Genomic DNA, 557 nt, shown 5'->3' with positions numbered 1-557 from the left:
GCGCAGGCGGCCGAAGCGACGCCGCCCGTCGCGAAGATGCTGTCGAAGGGCCTCAAGGTGTCGGCCGGCACCGACGCGACACGCGTGGCGTCGTACAACCCGTGGGTGTCGTTGTCCTGGCTCGTGACAGGCAAGACGATCGGCGGCCTGCGCATGTACCCGCAGCGCAACCTGCTCGATCGCGAGACCGCGCTGCGCATGTGGACCGAATACGTGACGTGGTTCTCGAACGAGGTCGGCAAGAAAGGGCGCATCGCGGTCGGGCAACTGGCCGATGTAGTCGTCCCGGATCGCGATTTCTTCGCGTGCGCCGAGGACGACATCGCGGGCACGACCGCACTGCTGACCGTGGTGGGCGGCAAGATCGTGTGGGGCGCGGGCCCGTTCGCGTCGCACGATGCGCCGATTCCGCCCGCGATGCCGGACTGGTCGCCGGTGCGTGAGTATGGCGGCTACGGCGGTTGGGGCGCGACGCAGCGCAGCGGCGCACCGCTGCAACGCGCGGCGGCCGCCGCGATGTGCGGCTGCGCGAATGCATGCAACGTGCACCAGCATGC

Annotated in this window: 1 protein-coding gene; it reads left to right on the top strand. The window is 69.7% G+C overall.

Features of this window, described 5'->3' with window-relative positions; translation table 11 throughout:
* On the top strand, window positions 1–557 hold a 557-nt coding region (locus tag U4012_RS35635), incomplete at both ends, for an amidohydrolase family protein (protein WP_321804579.1).

This window comes from Burkholderia sp. BCC1988 (assembly GCF_905339895.1).
Taxonomy (GTDB): Bacteria; Pseudomonadota; Gammaproteobacteria; order Burkholderiales; family Burkholderiaceae; genus Burkholderia.
This window is presented reverse-complemented; position numbering and strand designations above follow the sequence as displayed.